This is a genomic window from Variovorax sp. 10N412, from assembly GCF_056394985.1.
In genome coordinates this window covers 373,668-391,067 of sequence record NZ_JBFTIO010000004.1, presented here as the reverse complement: position 1 = coordinate 391,067, position 17,400 = coordinate 373,668, and the positions used below count along the sequence as shown (strand labels likewise).

Here is a 17,400-nt window from a genome sequence, read left to right as displayed (position 1 = left end):
CCTTCATCTTCGTTTCCAAGACATTGAAAGCACAGGAACCCCACGCCATGCCAACACAACGCAGCGCCGCCACGCGGTATTTCTCGGGCACCTACGTCGAAGCCCGCACCAAGTTCCTCGAGGCCGCCGCCCAGCGCGGCGCGGCCGTCGAGTCCTTTGTGCACCCGACGCACCGCGGCGCGCTCGGCGAAGAACTCGCCACCGACGTGGCGCTGATCGGCGCCATCGATGCGAAGAAAATCCTGCTCGTCACCTCGGGCACGCACGGCCCCGAAGGCTTCTGCGGCTCGGGCACGCAGGTGGCCACGCTCAACGATGCCGACCTGCTCGCGCGGCTGCAGCAGGCCGGCGTGGCGCTGCTGCTGGTGCATGCGGTGAACCCGCACGGCTTTTCGCACCTGCACCGCACGAACGAAGACAACATCGACCTGAACCGCAACCACATCGACTTCAATGCGCCGCTGCCGGTGAACTCGGCCTACGCCGAGGTCGAGCCGCTGGTGCTGCCCGACACCTGGCCGCCGACCCCCGCCGACGACGCGGCCGTGGCCGCCTACATCGGCCAGCACGGCATGACCGCCTTCCGCGCGGCCGTCACCAAGGGGCAGTACACCTCACCCGACGGCTTGTTCTACGGCGGCACCGCGCCCTCATGGAGCAACAAGACCATCCGCGCGATCCTGCGCAAGTACGCCGCGTCGGCCACGCACCTGGGCTGGATCGACGTGCACACCGGCCTGGGCCCGTACGGCCACGGCGAGAAGATCTACCCGGGCCGCAACACGCCCGAAGACCTGGCGCTGGCGCATGCCTGGTGGGGCGCCGACGTGTTCGCGCCGTTCGCCGGCGACTCGGCCTCGGCCGACGTGTCGGGCCCGGTCATCTCGACCGCGTACGACGAATGCCCGAACGCACGCATTGCGCCGATGGGCCTGGAGTTCGGCACCCTGCCCGACCTGGAAGTGCTGGTTCGCCTGCGCGCGGACACCTGGCTGCGCCGCCACCCCGACGCACCGGCGTCGCAGCAGCGCGAGATTCGCGCGCAGTTGCGCGACGCGTTCTACTGCGACAACGAGGAATGGAAGGGCATGGTGCTCGGACAGACGCGCGTCGTGCTCCTGCAAACGCTGCAGGGCCTCAAATCGAGCTGAGCCCCTTGCAGGGGGCGACACCAGCGGTCCGGCAACGCCGGTTCCGCGTTGGCCCTTGCGAGCCAGGGACAGTCAGCCGAAGTTCGGCGCGCGCCGTTCGCGCAGCGAGGCCACGCCCTCGCGCACGTCGGCGCCCGCGAAGCCTATGAACTCGAGCGCCAGCGAGGCGTCGAAGGTCGGGCCGGCCTGGCGCAGCCAGTTGTTCAGCGCGTACTTGGTCAGGCGAATCGCGCTCTGGCTGCCGGCCGCGAGCCGGTCGGCCACTTCGTAGGCGCGCGGCAGCAGGTCGGCCTCGTCCACCGCGAGCGACACCAGCCCGATGCGCTCGGCCTCCTCGCCGCTCACGGGCTCGCACAGCAGCAGGTGGTACTTGGCCTTGGCCATGCCGCACAGCAGCGGCCACACGATGGCCGCATGGTCGCCCGCCGCCACGCCCAGGCGCGTGTGGCCGTCGACGATCTTCGCGTTCTTCGCGGCAATGGAAATGTCGGCCAGCAGGCCCGCCACCAGCCCTGCACCCACGGCCGGGCCGTGCATGGCGCTGACGATGGGCTTGTCGCAGTTGATGAGGTTGTAGACGAGGTCGCGCGCCTCCTTCCACACACGCTGGCGCACGGCGTCGTCGGTGGTCATGTCCTGCACCATGGCGAGGTCGCCGCCGCCCGAAAAACCCAGGCCCTCGCCGCGCAGCACGGCGCAGCGCACCGTGTCGTCGGCCGACACGTCGCGCCAGATCTCGGCCAGCTCGCGGTGTCCGTCATGGCCCGCCGTGGGCAACTTGCCGTTGGCCGCCCGCATCTGGATGTCGAGCACCGTGCCGTTGGCGCCGCGGCGCGTGATGACAAGGGTCTGGTAGCGGGCGTAGTCCATGGTGTGTCTCTGTTGCTATTTTTTGGCCGCCACCTCGCGGCAGCGCTGCACGTTGGCCTCGAAGCGCGAAGCCAGTCCGGGTTCGCATTCGTCGGACGGGGTCAGCCTGCACATGCCGACCACAGCGTAGTCCATGACGGCGGCCGTGCACATCGGGTAGGCCGCGAGGTCGGGGTTGGCCGTGACCTTGAAGCCCCAGCGCTCCGAGAACTGCACCGTGCGGACCATCGCGCCATGGAAGAAGCTGCGGTCCTTCGCGGCGATGGCGGCCTCCATGCGCGGCAGTTCCTCGTTGAGGTAGCCCACGGAGTCGAGCGGAAAGCCGGCGGGGTCCTGCTGCGCGGCGGCCATCGAGGCGGCACACACGAAGGGCAGGACGGCAAGGGCGCGCAGCATGGGAGCAAGCGCGGGGCGAAGGAGCGTGCGGTGGAAGTGCATGGCTGCGAATTCTGCAACGTTTTGAAGCACTTTTGAATGCACGGCGATGCGCGGGCGCTACGCCTGCCTGCCCTTCTTCTGCCTGTCGAACTTGCGCCAGTACTGGAACTCGTCCTCGTGCACCTCGAGGTCGATTTCGGAAATGCGCGACTGCAGGCGTTCCTGCACTTCGGCCACGGCCTTGTTGTAGACCAGCGGGCCGAGCTCTTCGAGGAAGAATCCGAGCAGCGCCCCCGCCGCGATGTTGCCGATCGGCTCTTCCATGTTCTCGCGGAAGTAGCGTTCGATGGACGCAATGGCCTGCTGGCGTGCTTCCTTCGGTATCTCGATGGTCATGGGTGGTCTTCTCTCGGCGGTTGGGTCGACGGATTGTGCCGACCGCCGTTCGCTACCATGCGCGCACAACAACACCGGAGACAGATGCCATGAACTTCCGCCCCGCCGCACTCGCGGCCCTTGCCCTGGCCGCCGCGGTCTCGCTTGCGGCCTGCACGTCCATGACCCCCACCGTGCCGCAGCGCCAGCTGATGCTGGTCGCCAACGACGAGAAGCAGTCGTGGAACGACGCCGGCGCCGTCATCCTCGGCCCCATGGGGCGCGACACGGTGCAGGTGCTCGACATCGGCACCGACCCGCTGGCGCCCAGGGTGCTGGGCACGCTGCAGCTGGACAACACCATCGCCGGCCCGCCGACCAACCTGGCGATCACACCCGGCGAAACGCTGGCACTGGTCGCCAATTCGCTCAACGTGGTCGAGGAGAACGGCGTGCGCAAGCAGGTGCCCGACAACCGCCTGTTTGTGATCGACCTGACCACCACGCCGCCCAGCCTGCTCGACACGCTGCAGGTCGGCAAGCAGCCCTCGGGCCTGTCGATCAACCGCGCGGGCACGCTGGCGCTGGTGGCCAACCGCGCCGACAACTCGGTGAGCGTGCTGCGCATCGCGGGCAAGAAGGTCACGCCGATCGACACGGTGGCCATGGGCGACTCGGTGGCGCACGTGCGCTTCACGCCCGACGGCAGGCGCGCGCTGGCCGCCAAGTTCCCGAGCCACAAGATCGCGCTGCTTGAGGTGAACGGCGAGAAGGTCAGCTACAACAAGGTCGATCTCGCGGCGGGCCTCTGGCCCTACAACGTGGACGTGACGCCCGACGGCAAGCTGGCGCTGACGGCCGACAACGGCAACTCGGGCGCGTCCGACGGCCAGGTCGACACCGTGAGCGTGATCGACATGGAAGCCGCGCCGCCGCGCGTGATCGACAAGGTGGTGGTCGGCGACGGTCCCGAAGGCCTGGCCGTGAGCCCGACCGGGCGGCATGCGGTGGCGGTGATATTGCGCGGCAGCAACTCGGCGAAGAACGCCTACTTCTACAACCGCAACGGCTCGGTGGTGCTGCTGAAGATCGACGGCAAGAAGGTCACGCGTTCCAACGAGGTGGTGGTGCGCGGCCTGCCCGAAGGCGCGGTGTGGAGCGCCGATGGCAAGTACCTCTACGTGGGCAACTTCATCGACCAGGACATCACGATCCTTCGGCTCGACGGCGACACGCTGGTGCCCACCGGCCGGTCGTTCCCGCTGCAGGGCCATCCGGCCGCGATGCGCGGGACAATGACGCACTGATTCCACTCCCCCAGAACGAAGAACCCATGGCGCAACCCAAACGACAACTCCGCACGCTCGAACGCGGCATTCTCTGCATGGTGATCGGCGCCGTCGTGCTGCTGGCGCCGCGCTTCCTGCAGGGCACGCGCTGGTTCGAGATGGTCGCCGGGGCCTATCTGGTCGGCTGGTTCGCACTGGTGCTGGGCGCGGTGCTGGTCGTGGGCGAGCTGGTCAAGCGCGGCAAGACGCGCCCATGAAAAAACCCGCCTCGCGGCGGGTCTCGTACTGACTTGCAACCGCGCGGCAGCAGGCTCAGGCCTTCTTCTTGCGAAGCTTGCCGACCAGCTCCACCACGGCCAGCACGATGGCGCCGGCCACCAGGCCCACGCCGGCGTTCACGCCCATCGAGCCGAGCGTGCCGAACACGCCGCCGGTGGCCTTGGCCCAGTCTTCGACCGCGTGGCCCAGCGCGGGCACGCCGTGCACCAGGATGCCGCCGCCCACCAGGAACATCGCGGCCGTGCCGGCCACCGACAGCGCCTTCATGAGCCACGGCGCCGCCCACAGGATGCCGCGGCCCAGGGCCTGCGAAGCGGCGCTGGCGCGCTGGCTCAGGTAGAGGCCCGCGTCGTCGAGCTTCACGATGCCGGCGACCAGGCCGTACACGCCGATGGTCATGATCAGCGCAATGCCGACCAGCACGCTCAGCTGTGTGACGAAGGGCTGGCCCTGCACCGTGCCCAGCGTGATGGCGATGATTTCGGCCGACAGGATGAAGTCGGTGCGCACCGCGCCCTTGATCTTGTCCTTTTCCATGGCGACCACGTCGACCGCGGTGTCGGCCACGGCTTTCTCGTGGCGCTCGGTGTCGGCATCGTGTTCCTTCTTGTGCAGGAACTTGTGGGCCAGCTTCTCGAAGCCTTCGAAGCAGAGAAAGGCACCGCCCACCATCAGCAGCGGCGTCACCAGCCAGGGCAGCCAGGTGCCGATGCCCAGCGCCGCGGGCACAAGGATGGCCTTGTTGACGAGCGAGCCCTTGCACACGGCCCACACGACCGGAAGTTCGCGCTCGGCCCGCACGCCGGAGACCTGTTGCGCATTGAGCGCAAGGTCGTCGCCCAGCACACCGGCCGTCTTCTTGGCGGCCACCTTGGTAAGGATCGACACGTCGTCGAGAACGGTCGCAATGTCGTCGAGCAGCAGGAGCAGGCTGGTGGCCATGGGCAATGTAGGGGGACTGAAAAGAAGCGGCGAGCTTATCCGCAGCCGCCCCGCACCCCTGGAATACCCGTACGCGGCCGCCCTGAACGGGCGCCGGAAAACGTGCGTCAAGCCCGGATCAGAGCGCGCTGAGCGCAATCGCCAGCACGGCGGCCAGCGAGGCGCCGAACAGCGCCAGCCCCACGCGGCGGCGGCGGTGCGTGAGCATCCACAGCGCCACGCCCGAGAGCGACAGGAAGATCAGGCTGCCGGCCAGCGTGTCGACCAGCAGGATCCAGGGCAGCGGCATGCCGCCGCCCTTGTGCATGCTGGTGAGCGTGGCGACAAAGCCGTTGTGCGTGGTGGCCACGCCGACCGAGCGGTTGCCCTGCCAGTACTCGGCCTGCACCGTTTCGTTGGGCCCGCCGAAACTGAACACCCAGTGGGCCGGCTGCACGAGCGCGGGGGCGCTCTTGTCGCTCTTGTCGGCCCAGGCCACCGGTTTGGCTGGCTCGATGCGCGACGAGTTGGGCGGCCCGCTCATGCGCAGCGCGCCCTGCAGCCACTGGCTCATGGCCTCGGGCGTTTCGGGCACCGGGTCGGGCAACGCCAGCTGGGCGCGCGTGCGCTCCTGCGCCTGCGGCAGCTTCAGCACGTTGCGGTGGTTGAGCCAGATACCGCTGAACCCGAACAGCAGCCCCAGCACCGCGCCCCACAGGCCGAACCAGCCGTGGGTGCGCCGGATCCACTGCACGAGGCTCGTGCGGCGCCGGTGGGCTTGCACGCGCGCGGCGTGGTCGAGGGGGGTGCCGTCGGCGTGCATGCAGGTCAGGCCGGTCAGGCGACGGTGCGCTTGAGGCGGATTTCCTCGACGCGCACCGAGCCCATGGCGGTCGTCTTGGCGGTCTTCATCTCGCGCTTGAAGCCGGCGAGTTCATGGAAGCGCAGGGCGCGGTCGTTGCGAATGGGCACCCACACGGTGACCGTGGTGCAGCCCTCTTCTTCGAGGCCTTCGCGCGCGGCGTCCCACAGGGCCACGCCCACGCCCTTGCCCCAATGCTCGGGCTTGACGTAGATGGCCCAGATTTCGCCTGTGGTGGGCGGCGTCTTGGGGTCGCGCGAGCGGTCGTAGCCCACGAAACCTACGATTTCGCTGCCCAGCACGGCCACGCGCACCTGCGGTTCGCTGTATTCGATGGCTTCGCGCCACTTGGCCTCGCGCGAGGCCGGGGCCAGCACGGGCAGTTCTTCTTCGGGGAGGATGCCTTGGTAGGCCGCCTTGGCGGCCAGGGCATGGACTTCGGCGACGGACTTGGCGTCGCGCAGGGTAGCGGGTCGAACTTCGTAATCTGACATGAATGCGGGGAATCGGATGGAACCGGCTATTGTCGCCGCACCGCTAAACTGCCTGCTGTATCCGTCGTAACAACAGGAGAAATCGACATGGCCAAAGGTCAGCAACGCGCCAACAAGGAAGCGAAGAAACCGAAGAAGGACACTTCGCCACCCAAGCCCGTGGGCACCGGCGGCATCGAGCCCGTGCGCACGATCACGACCGCCGTGATCCCCCGCGGCAAGCTCAAGAACAAGTGACCGACGAAGCGCCAGCACCGGCGCCCGCAGCCAGGAAGGCCCAGCCGCGCAACCCGCTGCACGGGCTCACGCTGGAGGCCATCGTCACGACGCTGGCCGATCACTACGGATGGGAGCACCTGGGCGAGCTCGTTCCCATCCGTTGCTTCGCGATCGACCCGAGCGTGGGCTCCAGCCTCAAGTTCCTGCGCAAGACGCCGTGGGCGCGCGAGAAGGTCGAGAGCCTCTATCTCTTCATGCTGCGCGAGCAACGCCGCGAACAGCAGCAACAGCACCCCCCACAACCGGACCAGCCGCCGCAGCCATGAAGGTTCGACTCGAGCCGTCGGGCCTCGCGTTCGACGCCGAGGCCGGCACCACGCTGCTGAAAGCCGCCGAAGCGGCCGGCATCGAACTCCCGAGTTCGTGCCGCAACGGCACCTGCCGCACCTGCATCTGCCGGCGGCTGTCGGGCGAAACCCGCCACACCATCGAATGGCCCGGCCTGAGCGTCGACGAAAAGGAAGAAGGCTGGATCCTGCCCTGCGTGGCCGAGGCCGTCAGCGAGCTCTCGCTGGACGCGCCGCTCGCGCGATCGCTGTTCGCCGACTAAGGCCGCGCGACAGGCGCGGCCACCACCAGCCGGTCGCGCTGCGCGAGCGAGGGGAACAGCTTGAACCAGGTGATCGCGACCAGCATCGTGCCCACGCCGCCCACCACGACCGAGCCGACCGGACCCAGCAGCGCCGCCGTGGCGCCCGACTCGAACTCGCCCAGCTGGTTGCTCGCGCCGATGAAGATCGAATTGACCGCGCTCACCCGCCCGCGCATGCCGTCGGGCGTTTCCAGTTGCACCAGCGTCTGGCGGATCACGACGTTGACCATGTCCGCGCCACCCGAAACCGCGAGTGCGACCAGCGACACGACGAAGCTCTTCGAGATGCCGAACACCACCATGCACAGCCCGAACAGCGCGATGGCGATCAGCAGCGTGCGCCCCACGTGGCGCTCCACCGGCCGGCGCGTGAGCACGATCGACATGACCAGCGCGCCCACCGCCGGCGCGCCGCGCAGCAGCCCGAGCCCCCAGGGGCCGGTGTGCAGGATGTCCTTGGCATAGATCGGCAGCAGCGCCACCGCGCCGCCCAGCAGCACCGCGAACAGGTCGAGCGAGACCGCGCCGAGCACGGGCTTGCGCTTCCAGATGAAATCGACGCCCGCGAACACCGTGGCCAGCGTCACCGGCTCGCGCGCGGCCGGCGTGTAGGCATAGCGCAGGCGCAACACCAGCGCGCATGCGACGACGAAGCACACCACGCTGGCCCCGTAGACCACCGCCATGCCCGCCACGAACAGCAGGCCGCCGAGGGCAGGCCCGCCGATGATCGCGCCCTGCATGCCGGCCGAGCTGAAGGCCATCGCACGCGACAGCATCGTCGGCGGCACCAGCAGCGGCGTGAGCGCCTGCTGCGCGGGCATCTGGAAGGCCCGCACCGCGCCCAGCACCAGCGACAGCCCCAGCAGCAGGCCGCGCGTGTCGTGCTTTTGCATCACCGCCAGCAGCAGCACCAGCGCCACCAGACCCTGCACCGCGAAGCAGGCGGCCACGATGCGCCCGCGGTGGTGGCGGTCGACGATGTGGCCGGCCAGCAAGGCCAGCAGCAGCGCGGGCACGAACTGGTAGAGGCCGACCAGGCCCAGGTCCCAGGCGCTGCCGGTGAGGTCGTACATGTGCCAGCCGATGGCCACCAGCAGCATCTGCGAGGCGGCGGTGCCGAACAGGCGCGCCGTCCACATCTGCATGAACGGACGTTCGCGCGTCAGGTCGGAAAAGCTGGGGGGAGAGACGGTGCCGGGCGCCGAAGCGGCGGTGGCACCTGGGGAGGAAGTGGAGGCGGAAGCGGGGCCGGACATTCGTTCGAGGATAGCCGAGGCTTCATGAGCGGGCGGTGAGGGAACCGCAACGGCCCTTCGATCCCCTCTGCCAGGCCTTGGCGGGCTCTCTACACTCGACGGCTCCCATGACTGCGCCGCCGCCTCTCTGCCCTGCTCTTCCCCCCGTTCACGAAGACCCGTACCTGCTCGTGTTCGACAAGCCCGCGGGCCTGCTGTGCGTGCCCGGCCGCGGCGAGGACAAGCAGGATTGCCTGAGCGCGCGCGCCATGCAGCGGTGGCCCGACGCGCTGATCGTGCATCGGCTCGACATGGGCACCAGCGGCTTGGTGGTGATGGCGCGCGGCCTCGCGATGCAGCGCGCGCTGAGCGCGGCCTTTGCCGAGCGGCGGGTGCACAAGCGCTATGAAGCCGTCGTCGACGGCGCGATGCCGGTGCAGGACGACTGGTCGCTGATCGACGCGCCGCTGATGGCCGACTGGCCGCGCCGCCCGCTGCAGAAGGTCGACCTGGCGGGCAAGCCGAGCCTCACGCGGTGGAAGGCGGTTTCTTCTTCTTCGTCAGGGGGGAACGCCACGGCAACGCATGTGATGCTGGAGCCCATGACCGGCCGCACGCACCAGCTGCGCGTGCACCTGCTGTCGATCGGCCATCCGATCCTGGGCGATGCGCTGTACGCCGATGCTGCGGTGCAGGCACGTGCGCCGCGCCTGCTGCTGCATGCGAGCGAACTGGGCTTCGTGCACCCGGTGACGCAGCAGGAAATTCGCTTCGAGCGGCCGGCCGATTTCGCGCCCGGTTAGTTGAAGCCGCCCTTGACCACCAGCACGGGCATGTTCGCGTCCTGCAGCACGCGCTGCGTGACGCTGCCCAGCAGCAGTTTCTCGATGCCGCTGCGGCCGTGCGAGCCCATCACGATCAGGTCGGCCGCGATGGCGATGGCCGTGTCGACGATGCCTTCGTGCACCACGTGGCCGTCGATCACGCGCTGGTCGCTGTGCAGGCCTTCGGCTGCGAGGGCAGCCACGCCGCGTGCAAGTGCCGCATTGGCACTCGCGGTGGCAGCGGCCAGGTATTCGTTCTGGCCAAGCGCATAGTCCGCGCCCACGCCGATGAAGGGGTAGTTGTCGATCACGTGAATCAGCGTGATGCGGCTCCCAAATGCCAATGCGAGGCCGCTGGCCTTGCTGACGGCGAGCATGGAAGTTTCGGAGCCGTCGATCGGAACCAGGATGTGATTGAACATGGCGGGACCTCGCTTTCGTTCGCAGACAGACACGGCCTCTAAAAGGCACAAGAGACCGGGACTCGAATTTAACCTCTGTTGCCCGACCGGACTGTAGGACTCCGGCCAGCAACGGCGACGCGCTTGCGCGCGTTCGCCTTACGCGGGTTTTCAGCTTCCCTGGAAGCCCTGGGCGCGGCAGGTGATCACGAGCGTGTCGCGCCAGCCTTCGCCACCCTCTTCCAGCGGCTGGATCGGCGTGGATTCATGGATCACGCGCGCGTCGTCGAGCACCAGCAGGCTCCACGGCTCGGTCATGGTGAAACGCTCGCCGCGACGGCCGTTGGCCTCGAACACGCGCGTCTCGCCGCCCTTGATGCCGTGGCGGCCAACCAGCGCGACCGCCACCAGGTCGACGCCGTCGCGGTGCGCGCCTTCGGGCGTCGGGCGACCGATGCCGCCGGCGGTGTCGATGCGGAACTGGTGCGCTTCCACGTACCAGCGTTGCGGTGCGCCGCGCATGTCGCTGCTGGCCTTGCCGAGCTGCTGCAGCAGCCGCTGCCACACGGGCTGCGCCACCGTGGCCTCGCGCATCGGCGCGAACCAGCGCTGCATGCCGCCGTGCAGCGCGTTGTATTCGACCGGCTGCCAGTGCGCGCGATGCGGCACCTGCGCCAGCGTGGCGTGGTCGTCGGCCTCGACGGTGAAGCAGGCATGGCGCCGCGTGCGGTAGTGCCCGCCGTCCTTCAGGTACTCGTCGGGCGGCAGGTCGTTCCAGTCGGCGTGCAGTGCCTCGAGTTGCGCGAGCGGCACGCCCAGCCATTCGCCGACGCCCTGCGGGCTCAGCACCGCGTAGCCCTGCTCGCGCAGTGCGGCGGGGAGCTCGGCAGGGGCGATGAACGGGGGGGTGAAAGCCGCCGTGGTCACTGCGCGCTGACCTTCACGTCCTTCCAGAACGCCACGCGGTCGCGGACTTCTTCGGCTTCGGGCTTCGGGTCGGCGTAGTACCAGGCGGCGTCGGTGTTGAGTTCGCCGTTGACCAGCAGCGAGTAGTAGCTCGCGGTGCCTTTCCAGGGGCAGGTGGTCTTGTGGTTGCTGAAGGTCACGTGATCGCGATGGAGCGAACTCATCGGGAAGTAGTGGTTGCCTTCGACGAGCACGGTGTCGTCGCTTTCGGCGATGGTGACGCCGTTCCAGGTTGCTTTCATGATCTTGGTCTCCAGAGGGAGGGTTGCGGGCGCTGGCCGTTGCGCTGCCGCACGGGGCAGGGGTATTGTGCCGCTGCTTCGGCGGGGGCCGCCTTCGTTGCCGTATCTACCCTGTTTGGGGTGGTTTATTTTCCGGGGCCGGGACTCGCCCCGGCGGGCGACTTACTTTCTTTGCTTCGCCAAAGAAAGTAAGCAAAGAAAGGCGACCCCTACTGGCTGCGTCCCTTCGCTTCGCTGCGGGCAACCTGCGGTGCTCACGTTTCGCGGGGTCTCGCCCAAACTCGCTTCGCTCAAACAAGGGCGAGCCCTGATCCGCGAAACGCTCCGCTCCTCGGCGCATCCAGAAGGGGTTGGGATACCAACACGCCTTCGCTGCGCTCGGCTTCCGAAATTCCAACAGCCAACGCCAAATACCCAATACCAACCGCAGCAGGCGCGCAGCGCCTGCTGCGGCTTGGTGGCCGAGCGAAGCAATGGCCCGATAGGTCTCCACCCCCTCTGGCTGCGCCGAGGAGCGGAGTGTTTCGCGGATCAGGGCTCGCAGCTGTTTGAGCGAAGCGAGTTCTGCGAGACCCCGCGAAACGTGAGCACCGCAGGTTGCCCCGTAGCGCAGCGCAGGGGTCGCAGACAGTGGGGTCGCCTTTTCTTTGCTTACTTTCTTTTGGCGAAGCAAAAGAAAGTAAGTCGCCCGCCGGGGCGAGTCCCGGCCCCGAAACCAAAACTAAGCAGCCAACCAATGCACGCTGAAGAGCCTCTCAGGATCCGTCCAAACCGCCCCAGGCCGAAACCCCGCTCGAGTAGCCAACGCACGCAGTCCCTCGACAGTGAACTTGTGCGAGTACTCCGTATGAATGGTCTCCCCCTCCTCGAACCCGAACCGTTCGCCATTCAACGAAACGCTCTGAGCCCGCCGGCTCACCAGGTGCATCTCGATCCGCCGCCGAGGCGCGTTGTAGAACGCCGCATGCGCAAATCCGTCGACATCGAAGTCGGCATCGAGCTCCGAATTCGCCCGACGCAGCAGGTTGAGGTTGAACTCCCCCGTCACCCCTTGTGCATCGTTGTAGGCCGCATGCAAGCGCGCCGGATCCTTCACCAGGTCGACACCGATCAGCAGCCCGCCGCCACGCAGCATCCGGGCCGCGAGCTGCAGAAAAGCGAGCGCCTCGTCGGGCTCGAAATTCCCGATCGTCGACCCGGGAAAGAACCCGACCCGCCGTCCGGAACCCGCCATTGGCGCGGGCAGCACCAAAGGCATCGTGTAGTCCGCCGCAATGGGCTGCACGACGAGCGCCGGATAGTCGGCCTTCAGCCGTTGCGCGGCCGCCTCCAGATGCTCGCCCGAAATATCGATGGGCAGGTAGCGCTTCGGCGAATCGAGCGCGTCGAGCAGCAGCCGCACCTTCGTGAGCGACCCCGCCCCGAATTCGACGATCTCGGCATTCGGCCCGACCTGCTGCGCGATCTCGCCCGCGCATTCGCCCAGGATGCGCAGCTCGGTGCGCGTCGGGTAGTACTCGGGCAGGTCGCAGATGCGGTCGAACAACTGCGACCCCGCAACGTCGTAGAAGAACTTCGGCGAGATGCTGCGCGGCGAGCGCGACAGGCCCTCCTGCATCTCGCGCCCGAACTCGGACAGCGGGGCCGTCGCCTCCGCAACCGAAGCGCGCGGCTTGGTCGGCGAAGGCCCGCTGGCAGGCACGAACGACACCGAAGACGACGAAGAAGTTGGATTGCGCATGATCAAAGGTCTTTCGCGAGCCGCAGCCCCGAGAACTGCCAGCGCGCGGCCGGCGGAAAGAAGTTGCGGTAGCTCGCTCGCGTGTGCCCGGCCGGCGTGGCCACGCTGCCGCCGCGCAACACCAGCTGCCCCACCATGAACTTGCCGTTGTATTCGGCCGCGATACCGGGCATGGGACGAAAGCCGGGGTACGGGTCGTACGACGACCGTGTCCACTGCCAGACATGCCCCGCCATCTGCGTGATGCCGGGCGCGTCGAAGGCGGCCTCCCATTCGAACTCGGTCGGCAGGCGCGCACCGGCCCATTCGGCATAGGCGGCGGCCTCGTAGAAGCTCAGTTGCGAGACAGGCGCCTCGGCCTCCATGGGCCGCACCCCGTGCAGGCCAAACACATGCCAACTGGCGGCGCCCTGCGACTGCGCACCCAGGCCCAGGCGAGGATCGTTGCTCGCGAGCCAGTACGCCGGATGCCGCCAGCCGTTCGCCTGCACCGCGGCCCAGCCGTCGGACAGCCACAGCTCGGGCCGCTGGTAGCCGCCGTCGGCGATGAACTGCGCGTAGTCCCCGCAGTTCACCAGCCGGTCGGCAATGGCGTGTGGCTGCACCAGCGCCTTGTGCCGCGGCGTCTCGTTGTCGAAACAAAATCCCTGCCCCCCCGCGAACCCCACCTCGACCACGCCGCCGGGCTGCGCGATCCAACGCATGGCGGGCGGCACCGCGGCCAGCCGCAGCGCCGGGCCGCTTGCGGGCTTGTACGCCGGCAGCAGCGGGTTGCACGACAGCGCGTGCAGGATGTCGGTGAGCAGCAGCTCCTGGTGCTGCTGCTCGTGGTTCAGCCCGAGCGTGACGATGGGCTCGATGGCGGCCCAGTCGAGCCCTGCCGTTTCCAGCAATGCCACCACCGCCTCGTCCACATGGCGGCGGTAGGCATGCACCTCGTCCGCCGACGGCCGCGTGAGCAGGCCGCGCTGCGGGCGCGGATGACGCGGCCCCAACGCCTCGTAGTAGGAGTTGAAGAGATAGTGAAAACGCAGGTCGAACGGCGAGTAGCCCGTTGCGTGCGGTTGCAGCAGCACCGTCTCGAAGAACCACGTCGTGTGCGCCAGGTGCCACTTGGTCGGGCTCGCGTCGGGCATGGACTGGATGCACTGGTCTTCGGCGGAAAGCGGTTCGGCAAGCGCCAGGCTCGTGGCACGCACTTCGCGGAACTTGTCGCGCAGTGCGCTCGCCGCCGGTGTGATCGGCCGGGAAAGCGTCATGGGGTCTCCAGTCGGGTCAGCCGCAAGTTGTAGCCCATCCCGGTTACGGCGGTGCGTAGGACAACGTCCCGCAGGTCCGCAGCCAGGAAGTCGGCGGGCAGCCACTGTGGCACAAGATGCCGGGGCGCGCAGGACGCGCTGCGTATCATCCATCGGATGCAAACGACCAACCCCTCGGGCAGGCCCCAAGTCGTCATCGTCGGCTGCGGATTCGGCGGACTCGAAGCCGCGCGCAAGCTGCAGAACGCCGACGTCGATGTGACGGTGATCGACAAGACCAACCACCATCTGTTCCAGCCCCTGCTCTACCAGGTGGCGACCGCCGGGCTGGCCGCGCCCTCCATCGCGGCGCCGGTGCGCTCGCTGTTTCGCAAGCAGCCGAACATCACGACGCTGCTGGGCGAAGTGAGCGGCATCGATCCCGCCACGCGCACCGTGCACCTGGCGCACGGCGCCCGCGTGGCCTACGACCACCTCGTCGTCGCGGCCGGTGCCACGCACAGCTACTTCGGGCACGACGAATGGGCGAGCGTGGCACCCGGGCTGAAGACGCTGGCCGATGCCTTCGAGATCCGCCGCCGCGTGCTGCTGTCGTTCGAGGCGGCCGAGATCACCACCGACCCCGGGCGCCGCCGCGCCCTGCTCACCTTCGTGGTGATCGGCGCCGGCCCCACGGGCGTGGAAATGGCCGGCACGCTGGCCGAGATCGCCAAGCACACGCTGTCGGGCGAGTTCCGCCACATCGACCCGAGCAGCTCGCAGGTGCTGCTGGTGGAAGGCGGCCCGCGCGTGCTGCAGGCCATGCCCGAATCGCTGAGCCAGAAGGCGCTGGAGCAACTGGAAAAACTGGGCGTCGAGGTGCGGTTGAACGCGCGTGTGACCGCCATCGACCCGACCGGGCTCGAGGTGCAGACCGGTGGTGGCGCAGACGGTGCGCCCGTCACAAGCTACCGAATCGATAGCAGTTGCGTGGTCTGGGCCGCCGGCGTGGCCGCCTCGCCGCTGGGCCGCATGCTCGGCGCGGCCACCGGCGTCGAATGCGACCGCGCCGGGCGCATCAAGGTCGAGCCCGACCTGAGCCTGGCCGGCCACCCCGAGATCAGCGTGGTCGGCGACCTGGCCGCGGCCATGAGCCATGCGCCCGGCAAGCCGCCCAAGCCGGTGCCCGGCGTGTCGCCGGGCGCCAAGCAGATGGGGCGCGCCGCGGCCGCGAACATCCTGCGGCGCATCGCGGGCCAGCCGACGGTGCCGTTCCGCTATGCGGACTACGGCAACCTGGCCACCATCGGCCGCAACTCGGCCGTGGTCGACCTGGGCACGCCCTTCGGCCCGCTGCGCTTCAGCGGCCGGCTCGCGTGGCTGTTCTGGCTGTTCGCGCACGCGTACTTCCTGATCGGGTTCCGCAACCGCATCGTCGTGATGATGGACTGGGCCGGCGCCTACTGGAGCTTCCGGCGCAATGCGCGCGTGGTGGCCGACGTGCAGGGCAAGAGCGAGTCCTGACGGCCACGCGCTGCCCGGGGTGGGCGGCGTCTGTCGAACCCGCTGCCCCGCCCGCTCAGAAGAAACTGCCCCAGTGCGGCTGCTCGTTGCGCTGGTGCTTGCGCCAGTCCCAGGGCGGCGTGGGCTTCGCATCGGCCCACAGGCCCAGGCGCCGCGCCCGCGCGCTGTCCTGCAGCTTGAACAGGCCGCCGCCCCGCTTGGTGGCGATGCGGTCGTAGTCGTACACCCAGGCCCAGCCTTGGGAAACCATGCGGCTGCCGGCGTCCTCGCCGTTGCAGTCGACGTCGGCCACCGTGCGGCCGTAGCGGTCGGTATCGATCTCGGTGATGCGCGCCTTCACCTGAAAGCAGATGTCGCTCAGCGCCTGCTTGCTGCGCCGGCCGTAGGGCTGCGACCATTCGGGTGCGTCGATGGCCGCGATGCGCACCTTCACGCGCTCGTAGGCGCCCGCGCGGCCGCAGCGGGCGGTGAGCGTATCGCCGTCGCTGATGCCGACGACGAGGCAGGTGCGCGGAGCGGCCTGGGAGAAAAGAGGAAAAGCCAGAAGGCTGAAAAGACAGAAGGCGGAAGGGAGCGCGCGAAAGTGCATGAAAGAGCAGGAGATAGGCAGAATGGCCGCCGGATCGAGGCTAAGTCATCCGCGCACCGCAGGCGCCCGGTACACAGACTTTTTCCTTTTTCCCTCTGTCTTTCCGCCGGTGCTTCGAAGGAGACCCCGCACCATGCAAGAACCGACCAACGACGACTGGTTTCTCGCGGCCAACGACGCATGGGAGGCCGGCGCGCACAAGAAGGCGCTCTCGCTGTTCCTGAAGGCGGCGGCGGCGGGCGAGACCCATGCGCTCAACAGCGTGGGCTACTTTCTGGACCATGGCATCGGTGTGAAGAAGGACGCCGCGGCCGCGCGCGATTGGTACCGCAAGGCCGCCAGGGCCGGCGACATCGCGGGCTGCGCCAACCTGGCGATCTGCTACCGCGACGAAGGCAACTTCCGCTGGGCCCGCTTCTGGTTCGAACGCGCCTATGCGCGCGGCGACGACGATGCCGCGCTGGAACTCGGGCGGCTCTTTCTCTGGGAAGGCCCCAACCAGAACCACCGCAAGGTCGTCGACTACCTGAGCAAGGCGGCGGCCTCCCCGTGCATCAGCGCGGAGGGCAAGAAGGAAGCGGGCACGCTGCTGAAGTCGCTGGCGCGCAAGTAAGAGCAAGAGCGCGGGGCGCCCTGCGTACTCAGGCGCGCTTGGTCACCATCCCGTAGATCACCAGCACCACGATGGCGCCCACCACCGACGCGATGAACCCGGCGCCCGTGCCTGCCGCGTACCAACCCATCGCCTGACCCAGATAGGTGGCGATCAGCGAGCCCGCAATGCCCAGCAGGGTGGTCCAGATGAAACCGAGCGTTTGCCGCCCCGGCAACACCGCGCGTGCGACCAGACCTGCCAGAAAGCCAATGATGATCGTCCAGATCAGCGACATGAAAATTCCTTGAAAAAAAAGCAGCGGGGACTCCGCTGCCAAGACCATCGAACATTCCGGGCACGCACCCGAATGCATTCGATGGTGCGTGCGGCACTGCCGCGGCGCTGTAGGAAGTCGCCGCTTGGGCGCATCGCGCGTGCGCCGACGCGCAGCGCTTTGGGTTTCGCACCCGTAATACTTTGAGCCTATAGCCGAAACATCCGTTACGCCCTGACGCAGTTCAGGGTTGGACTCGGCAAAGCGCGTGCCCCCCG

General features: G+C 68.2%; 23 protein-coding genes. 9 read left to right on the top strand and 14 right to left on the bottom strand.

The genetic code is table 11. The annotated features are described in order from the left end of the window. The first annotated feature begins 47 nt into the window (after positions 1-47). Complete coding sequence (locus AC1DJH_RS13815; protein ID WP_478186069.1) at positions 48-1,151, top strand: M14 family metallopeptidase; 1,104 nt, start codon at positions 48-50, stop codon at positions 1,149-1,151. A 72-nt stretch (positions 1,152-1,223) separates the two neighbouring features. Here AC1DJH_RS13815 and AC1DJH_RS13810 read toward each other — a convergent pair whose 3' ends face one another. From AC1DJH_RS13810 to AC1DJH_RS13800, 3 genes are all read right to left on the bottom strand, one after another. After that, the gene (locus AC1DJH_RS13810; RefSeq protein WP_478186068.1) at positions 1,224-2,021 is read right to left on the bottom strand and encodes an enoyl-CoA hydratase/isomerase family protein; all 798 of its coding nucleotides are present in this window, start codon (positions 2,019-2,021) and stop codon (positions 1,224-1,226) included. 15 nt (positions 2,022-2,036) lie between these two features. Beyond that, complete coding sequence (locus AC1DJH_RS13805) at positions 2,037-2,417, bottom strand: hypothetical protein (protein ID WP_435484393.1); 381 nt, start codon at positions 2,415-2,417, stop codon at positions 2,037-2,039. Between the two features lie 99 nt (positions 2,418-2,516). After that, positions 2,517-2,795, bottom strand: a complete 279-nt coding sequence (locus AC1DJH_RS13800) for a DUF2164 domain-containing protein (RefSeq protein ID WP_472126761.1) — start codon at positions 2,793-2,795, stop codon at positions 2,517-2,519. Positions 2,796-2,884: 89 nt separating this feature from the next. Here AC1DJH_RS13800 and AC1DJH_RS13795 point away from each other — a divergent pair, with 89 nt between their 5' ends. Both AC1DJH_RS13795 and AC1DJH_RS13790 read left to right on the top strand, forming a co-directional pair. Next, positions 2,885-4,081 carry a lactonase family protein gene (locus AC1DJH_RS13795; protein ID WP_478186067.1) on the top strand — a complete coding sequence of 399 codons (1,197 nt, stop codon included), beginning with the start codon at positions 2,885-2,887 and terminating at the stop codon, positions 4,079-4,081. A gap of 26 nt (positions 4,082-4,107) precedes the next feature. Further along, the gene (locus AC1DJH_RS13790) at positions 4,108-4,320 is read left to right on the top strand and encodes a hypothetical protein (RefSeq protein WP_435484395.1); all 213 of its coding nucleotides are present in this window, start codon (positions 4,108-4,110) and stop codon (positions 4,318-4,320) included. 55 nt (positions 4,321-4,375) lie between these two features. Here AC1DJH_RS13790 and AC1DJH_RS13785 read toward each other — a convergent pair whose 3' ends face one another. The 3 genes from AC1DJH_RS13785 to AC1DJH_RS13775 form a co-directional block, all read right to left on the bottom strand. After that, entirely contained in the window at positions 4,376-5,284 is a 909-nt protein-coding gene (locus AC1DJH_RS13785; RefSeq protein WP_478186066.1) for a DUF808 domain-containing protein, read from the bottom strand. A 118-nt stretch (positions 5,285-5,402) separates the two neighbouring features. Continuing rightward, the gene (locus AC1DJH_RS13780) at positions 5,403-6,086 is read right to left on the bottom strand and encodes a PepSY-associated TM helix domain-containing protein (protein ID WP_478186065.1); all 684 of its coding nucleotides are present in this window, start codon (positions 6,084-6,086) and stop codon (positions 5,403-5,405) included. A gap of 14 nt (positions 6,087-6,100) precedes the next feature. After that, the gene (locus tag AC1DJH_RS13775) at positions 6,101-6,619 is read right to left on the bottom strand and encodes a GNAT family N-acetyltransferase (RefSeq protein ID WP_435436450.1); all 519 of its coding nucleotides are present in this window, start codon (positions 6,617-6,619) and stop codon (positions 6,101-6,103) included. A gap of 87 nt (positions 6,620-6,706) precedes the next feature. On the opposite strand from AC1DJH_RS13775, the gene AC1DJH_RS13770 reads away from it, so the two are divergent. From AC1DJH_RS13770 to AC1DJH_RS13760, 3 genes are read left to right on the top strand one after another with little or no spacing between them, the layout of a single operon-like run. Beyond that, positions 6,707-6,856: a hypothetical protein gene (locus AC1DJH_RS13770; protein WP_015866429.1), complete on the top strand. Its 150-nt coding sequence runs from the start codon at positions 6,707-6,709 to the stop codon at positions 6,854-6,856. Then, positions 6,853-7,164, top strand: coding sequence for a VF530 family protein (locus AC1DJH_RS13765; RefSeq protein WP_478186064.1), 312 nt, complete (start codon positions 6,853-6,855; stop codon positions 7,162-7,164). Before AC1DJH_RS13770 ends, AC1DJH_RS13765 begins: the two co-directional genes overlap by 4 nt. Continuing rightward, on the top strand, positions 7,161-7,448 hold the full coding sequence (locus AC1DJH_RS13760; RefSeq protein ID WP_478186063.1) for a 2Fe-2S iron-sulfur cluster-binding protein: 288 nt from the start codon (positions 7,161-7,163) through the stop codon (positions 7,446-7,448). Before AC1DJH_RS13765 ends, AC1DJH_RS13760 begins: the two co-directional genes overlap by 4 nt. Here the strand turns inward: AC1DJH_RS13760 and AC1DJH_RS13755 are convergent. After that, complete coding sequence (locus tag AC1DJH_RS13755; protein ID WP_478186062.1) at positions 7,445-8,749, bottom strand: MFS transporter; 1,305 nt, start codon at positions 8,747-8,749, stop codon at positions 7,445-7,447. The genes AC1DJH_RS13760 and AC1DJH_RS13755 overlap by 4 nt on opposite strands. A 107-nt stretch (positions 8,750-8,856) precedes the next feature. On the opposite strand from AC1DJH_RS13755, the gene AC1DJH_RS13750 reads away from it, so the two are divergent. Further along, a complete protein-coding gene (locus AC1DJH_RS13750; protein ID WP_478186061.1) occupies positions 8,857-9,531 on the top strand; it encodes an RluA family pseudouridine synthase in 675 nt (224 codons plus the stop codon). On the opposite strand, the gene AC1DJH_RS13745 is transcribed toward AC1DJH_RS13750, so the two are convergent. The 5 genes from AC1DJH_RS13745 to egtB all read right to left on the bottom strand — a co-directional run bounded on the left by AC1DJH_RS13745 (position 9,528) and on the right by egtB (position 14,161). Beyond that, complete coding sequence (locus tag AC1DJH_RS13745) at positions 9,528-9,974, bottom strand: universal stress protein (RefSeq protein WP_093128323.1); 447 nt, start codon at positions 9,972-9,974, stop codon at positions 9,528-9,530. The two genes, AC1DJH_RS13750 and AC1DJH_RS13745, sit on opposite strands and share 4 nt — an antisense overlap. Positions 9,975-10,124: 150 nt before the next feature. Beyond that, positions 10,125-10,880, bottom strand: coding sequence for a 2OG-Fe dioxygenase family protein (locus AC1DJH_RS13740; protein ID WP_435484403.1), 756 nt, complete (start codon positions 10,878-10,880; stop codon positions 10,125-10,127). Next, positions 10,877-11,161 carry a DUF427 domain-containing protein gene (locus tag AC1DJH_RS13735; protein WP_435436443.1) on the bottom strand — a complete coding sequence of 95 codons (285 nt, stop codon included), beginning with the start codon at positions 11,159-11,161 and terminating at the stop codon, positions 10,877-10,879. Before AC1DJH_RS13735 ends, AC1DJH_RS13740 begins: the two co-directional genes overlap by 4 nt. 721 nt (positions 11,162-11,882) lie before the next feature. Continuing rightward, a complete protein-coding gene (gene egtD, locus AC1DJH_RS13730) occupies positions 11,883-12,902 on the bottom strand; it encodes an L-histidine N(alpha)-methyltransferase (protein ID WP_472126561.1) in 1,020 nt (339 codons plus the stop codon). Positions 12,903-12,904: 2 nt separating this feature from the next. Further along, positions 12,905-14,161, bottom strand: a complete 1,257-nt coding sequence (gene egtB / locus AC1DJH_RS13725; protein WP_478186060.1) for an ergothioneine biosynthesis protein EgtB — start codon at positions 14,159-14,161, stop codon at positions 12,905-12,907. A gap of 156 nt (positions 14,162-14,317) precedes the next feature. Here egtB and AC1DJH_RS13720 point away from each other — a divergent pair, with 156 nt between their 5' ends. Continuing rightward, positions 14,318-15,664 (top strand): NAD(P)/FAD-dependent oxidoreductase, encoded by a 1,347-nt coding sequence (locus AC1DJH_RS13720; RefSeq protein WP_478186059.1) that lies wholly within the window; start codon positions 14,318-14,320, stop codon positions 15,662-15,664. Between the two features lie 55 nt (positions 15,665-15,719). On the opposite strand, the gene AC1DJH_RS13715 is transcribed toward AC1DJH_RS13720, so the two are convergent. Then, positions 15,720-16,253 (bottom strand): thermonuclease family protein, encoded by a 534-nt coding sequence (locus AC1DJH_RS13715; RefSeq protein ID WP_472126552.1) that lies wholly within the window; start codon positions 16,251-16,253, stop codon positions 15,720-15,722. Between the two features lie 133 nt (positions 16,254-16,386). On the opposite strand from AC1DJH_RS13715, the gene AC1DJH_RS13710 reads away from it, so the two are divergent. Next, positions 16,387-16,866 (top strand): tetratricopeptide repeat protein, encoded by a 480-nt coding sequence (locus AC1DJH_RS13710; protein WP_478186058.1) that lies wholly within the window; start codon positions 16,387-16,389, stop codon positions 16,864-16,866. A 28-nt stretch (positions 16,867-16,894) separates the two neighbouring features. Here the strand turns inward: AC1DJH_RS13710 and AC1DJH_RS13705 are convergent, their stop codons facing one another. Next, complete coding sequence (locus tag AC1DJH_RS13705) at positions 16,895-17,143, bottom strand: GlsB/YeaQ/YmgE family stress response membrane protein (RefSeq protein ID WP_435436438.1); 249 nt, start codon at positions 17,141-17,143, stop codon at positions 16,895-16,897. Between the last annotated feature and the right edge of the window lie 257 nt (positions 17,144-17,400).

Excerpts from the sequence above, each read along its gene's own strand:
- AC1DJH_RS13815 (WP_478186069.1), top strand. The coding sequence starts at position 48 with ATGCCAACACAACGCAGCGCCGCCACGCGGTATTTCTCGGGCACCTAC.
- AC1DJH_RS13810 (WP_478186068.1), bottom strand. The coding sequence starts at position 2,021 with ATGGACTACGCCCGCTACCAGACCCTTGTCATCACGCGCCGCGGCGCC.
- AC1DJH_RS13805 (WP_435484393.1), bottom strand. The coding sequence starts at position 2,417 with ATGCTGCGCGCCCTTGCCGTCCTGCCCTTCGTGTGTGCCGCCTCGATG.
- AC1DJH_RS13800 (WP_472126761.1), bottom strand. The coding sequence starts at position 2,795 with ATGACCATCGAGATACCGAAGGAAGCACGCCAGCAGGCCATTGCGTCC.
- AC1DJH_RS13795 (WP_478186067.1), top strand. The coding sequence starts at position 2,885 with ATGAACTTCCGCCCCGCCGCACTCGCGGCCCTTGCCCTGGCCGCCGCG.
- AC1DJH_RS13790 (WP_435484395.1), top strand. The coding sequence starts at position 4,108 with ATGGCGCAACCCAAACGACAACTCCGCACGCTCGAACGCGGCATTCTC.
- AC1DJH_RS13785 (WP_478186066.1), bottom strand. The coding sequence starts at position 5,284 with ATGGCCACCAGCCTGCTCCTGCTGCTCGACGACATTGCGACCGTTCTC.
- AC1DJH_RS13780 (WP_478186065.1), bottom strand. The coding sequence starts at position 6,086 with ATGCACGCCGACGGCACCCCCCTCGACCACGCCGCGCGCGTGCAAGCC.
- AC1DJH_RS13775 (WP_435436450.1), bottom strand. The coding sequence starts at position 6,619 with ATGTCAGATTACGAAGTTCGACCCGCTACCCTGCGCGACGCCAAGTCC.
- AC1DJH_RS13770 (WP_015866429.1), top strand. The coding sequence starts at position 6,707 with ATGGCCAAAGGTCAGCAACGCGCCAACAAGGAAGCGAAGAAACCGAAG.
- AC1DJH_RS13760 (WP_478186063.1), top strand. The coding sequence starts at position 7,161 with ATGAAGGTTCGACTCGAGCCGTCGGGCCTCGCGTTCGACGCCGAGGCC.
- AC1DJH_RS13755 (WP_478186062.1), bottom strand. The coding sequence starts at position 8,749 with ATGTCCGGCCCCGCTTCCGCCTCCACTTCCTCCCCAGGTGCCACCGCC.
- AC1DJH_RS13750 (WP_478186061.1), top strand. The coding sequence starts at position 8,857 with ATGACTGCGCCGCCGCCTCTCTGCCCTGCTCTTCCCCCCGTTCACGAA.
- AC1DJH_RS13745 (WP_093128323.1), bottom strand. The coding sequence starts at position 9,974 with ATGTTCAATCACATCCTGGTTCCGATCGACGGCTCCGAAACTTCCATG.
- AC1DJH_RS13735 (WP_435436443.1), bottom strand. The coding sequence starts at position 11,161 with ATGAAAGCAACCTGGAACGGCGTCACCATCGCCGAAAGCGACGACACC.
- egtD (WP_472126561.1), bottom strand. The coding sequence starts at position 12,902 with ATGCGCAATCCAACTTCTTCGTCGTCTTCGGTGTCGTTCGTGCCTGCC.
- egtB (WP_478186060.1), bottom strand. The coding sequence starts at position 14,161 with ATGACGCTTTCCCGGCCGATCACACCGGCGGCGAGCGCACTGCGCGAC.
- AC1DJH_RS13720 (WP_478186059.1), top strand. The coding sequence starts at position 14,318 with ATGCAAACGACCAACCCCTCGGGCAGGCCCCAAGTCGTCATCGTCGGC.
- AC1DJH_RS13715 (WP_472126552.1), bottom strand. The coding sequence starts at position 16,253 with ATGCACTTTCGCGCGCTCCCTTCCGCCTTCTGTCTTTTCAGCCTTCTG.
- AC1DJH_RS13710 (WP_478186058.1), top strand. The coding sequence starts at position 16,387 with ATGCAAGAACCGACCAACGACGACTGGTTTCTCGCGGCCAACGACGCA.
- AC1DJH_RS13705 (WP_435436438.1), bottom strand. The coding sequence starts at position 17,143 with ATGTCGCTGATCTGGACGATCATCATTGGCTTTCTGGCAGGTCTGGTC.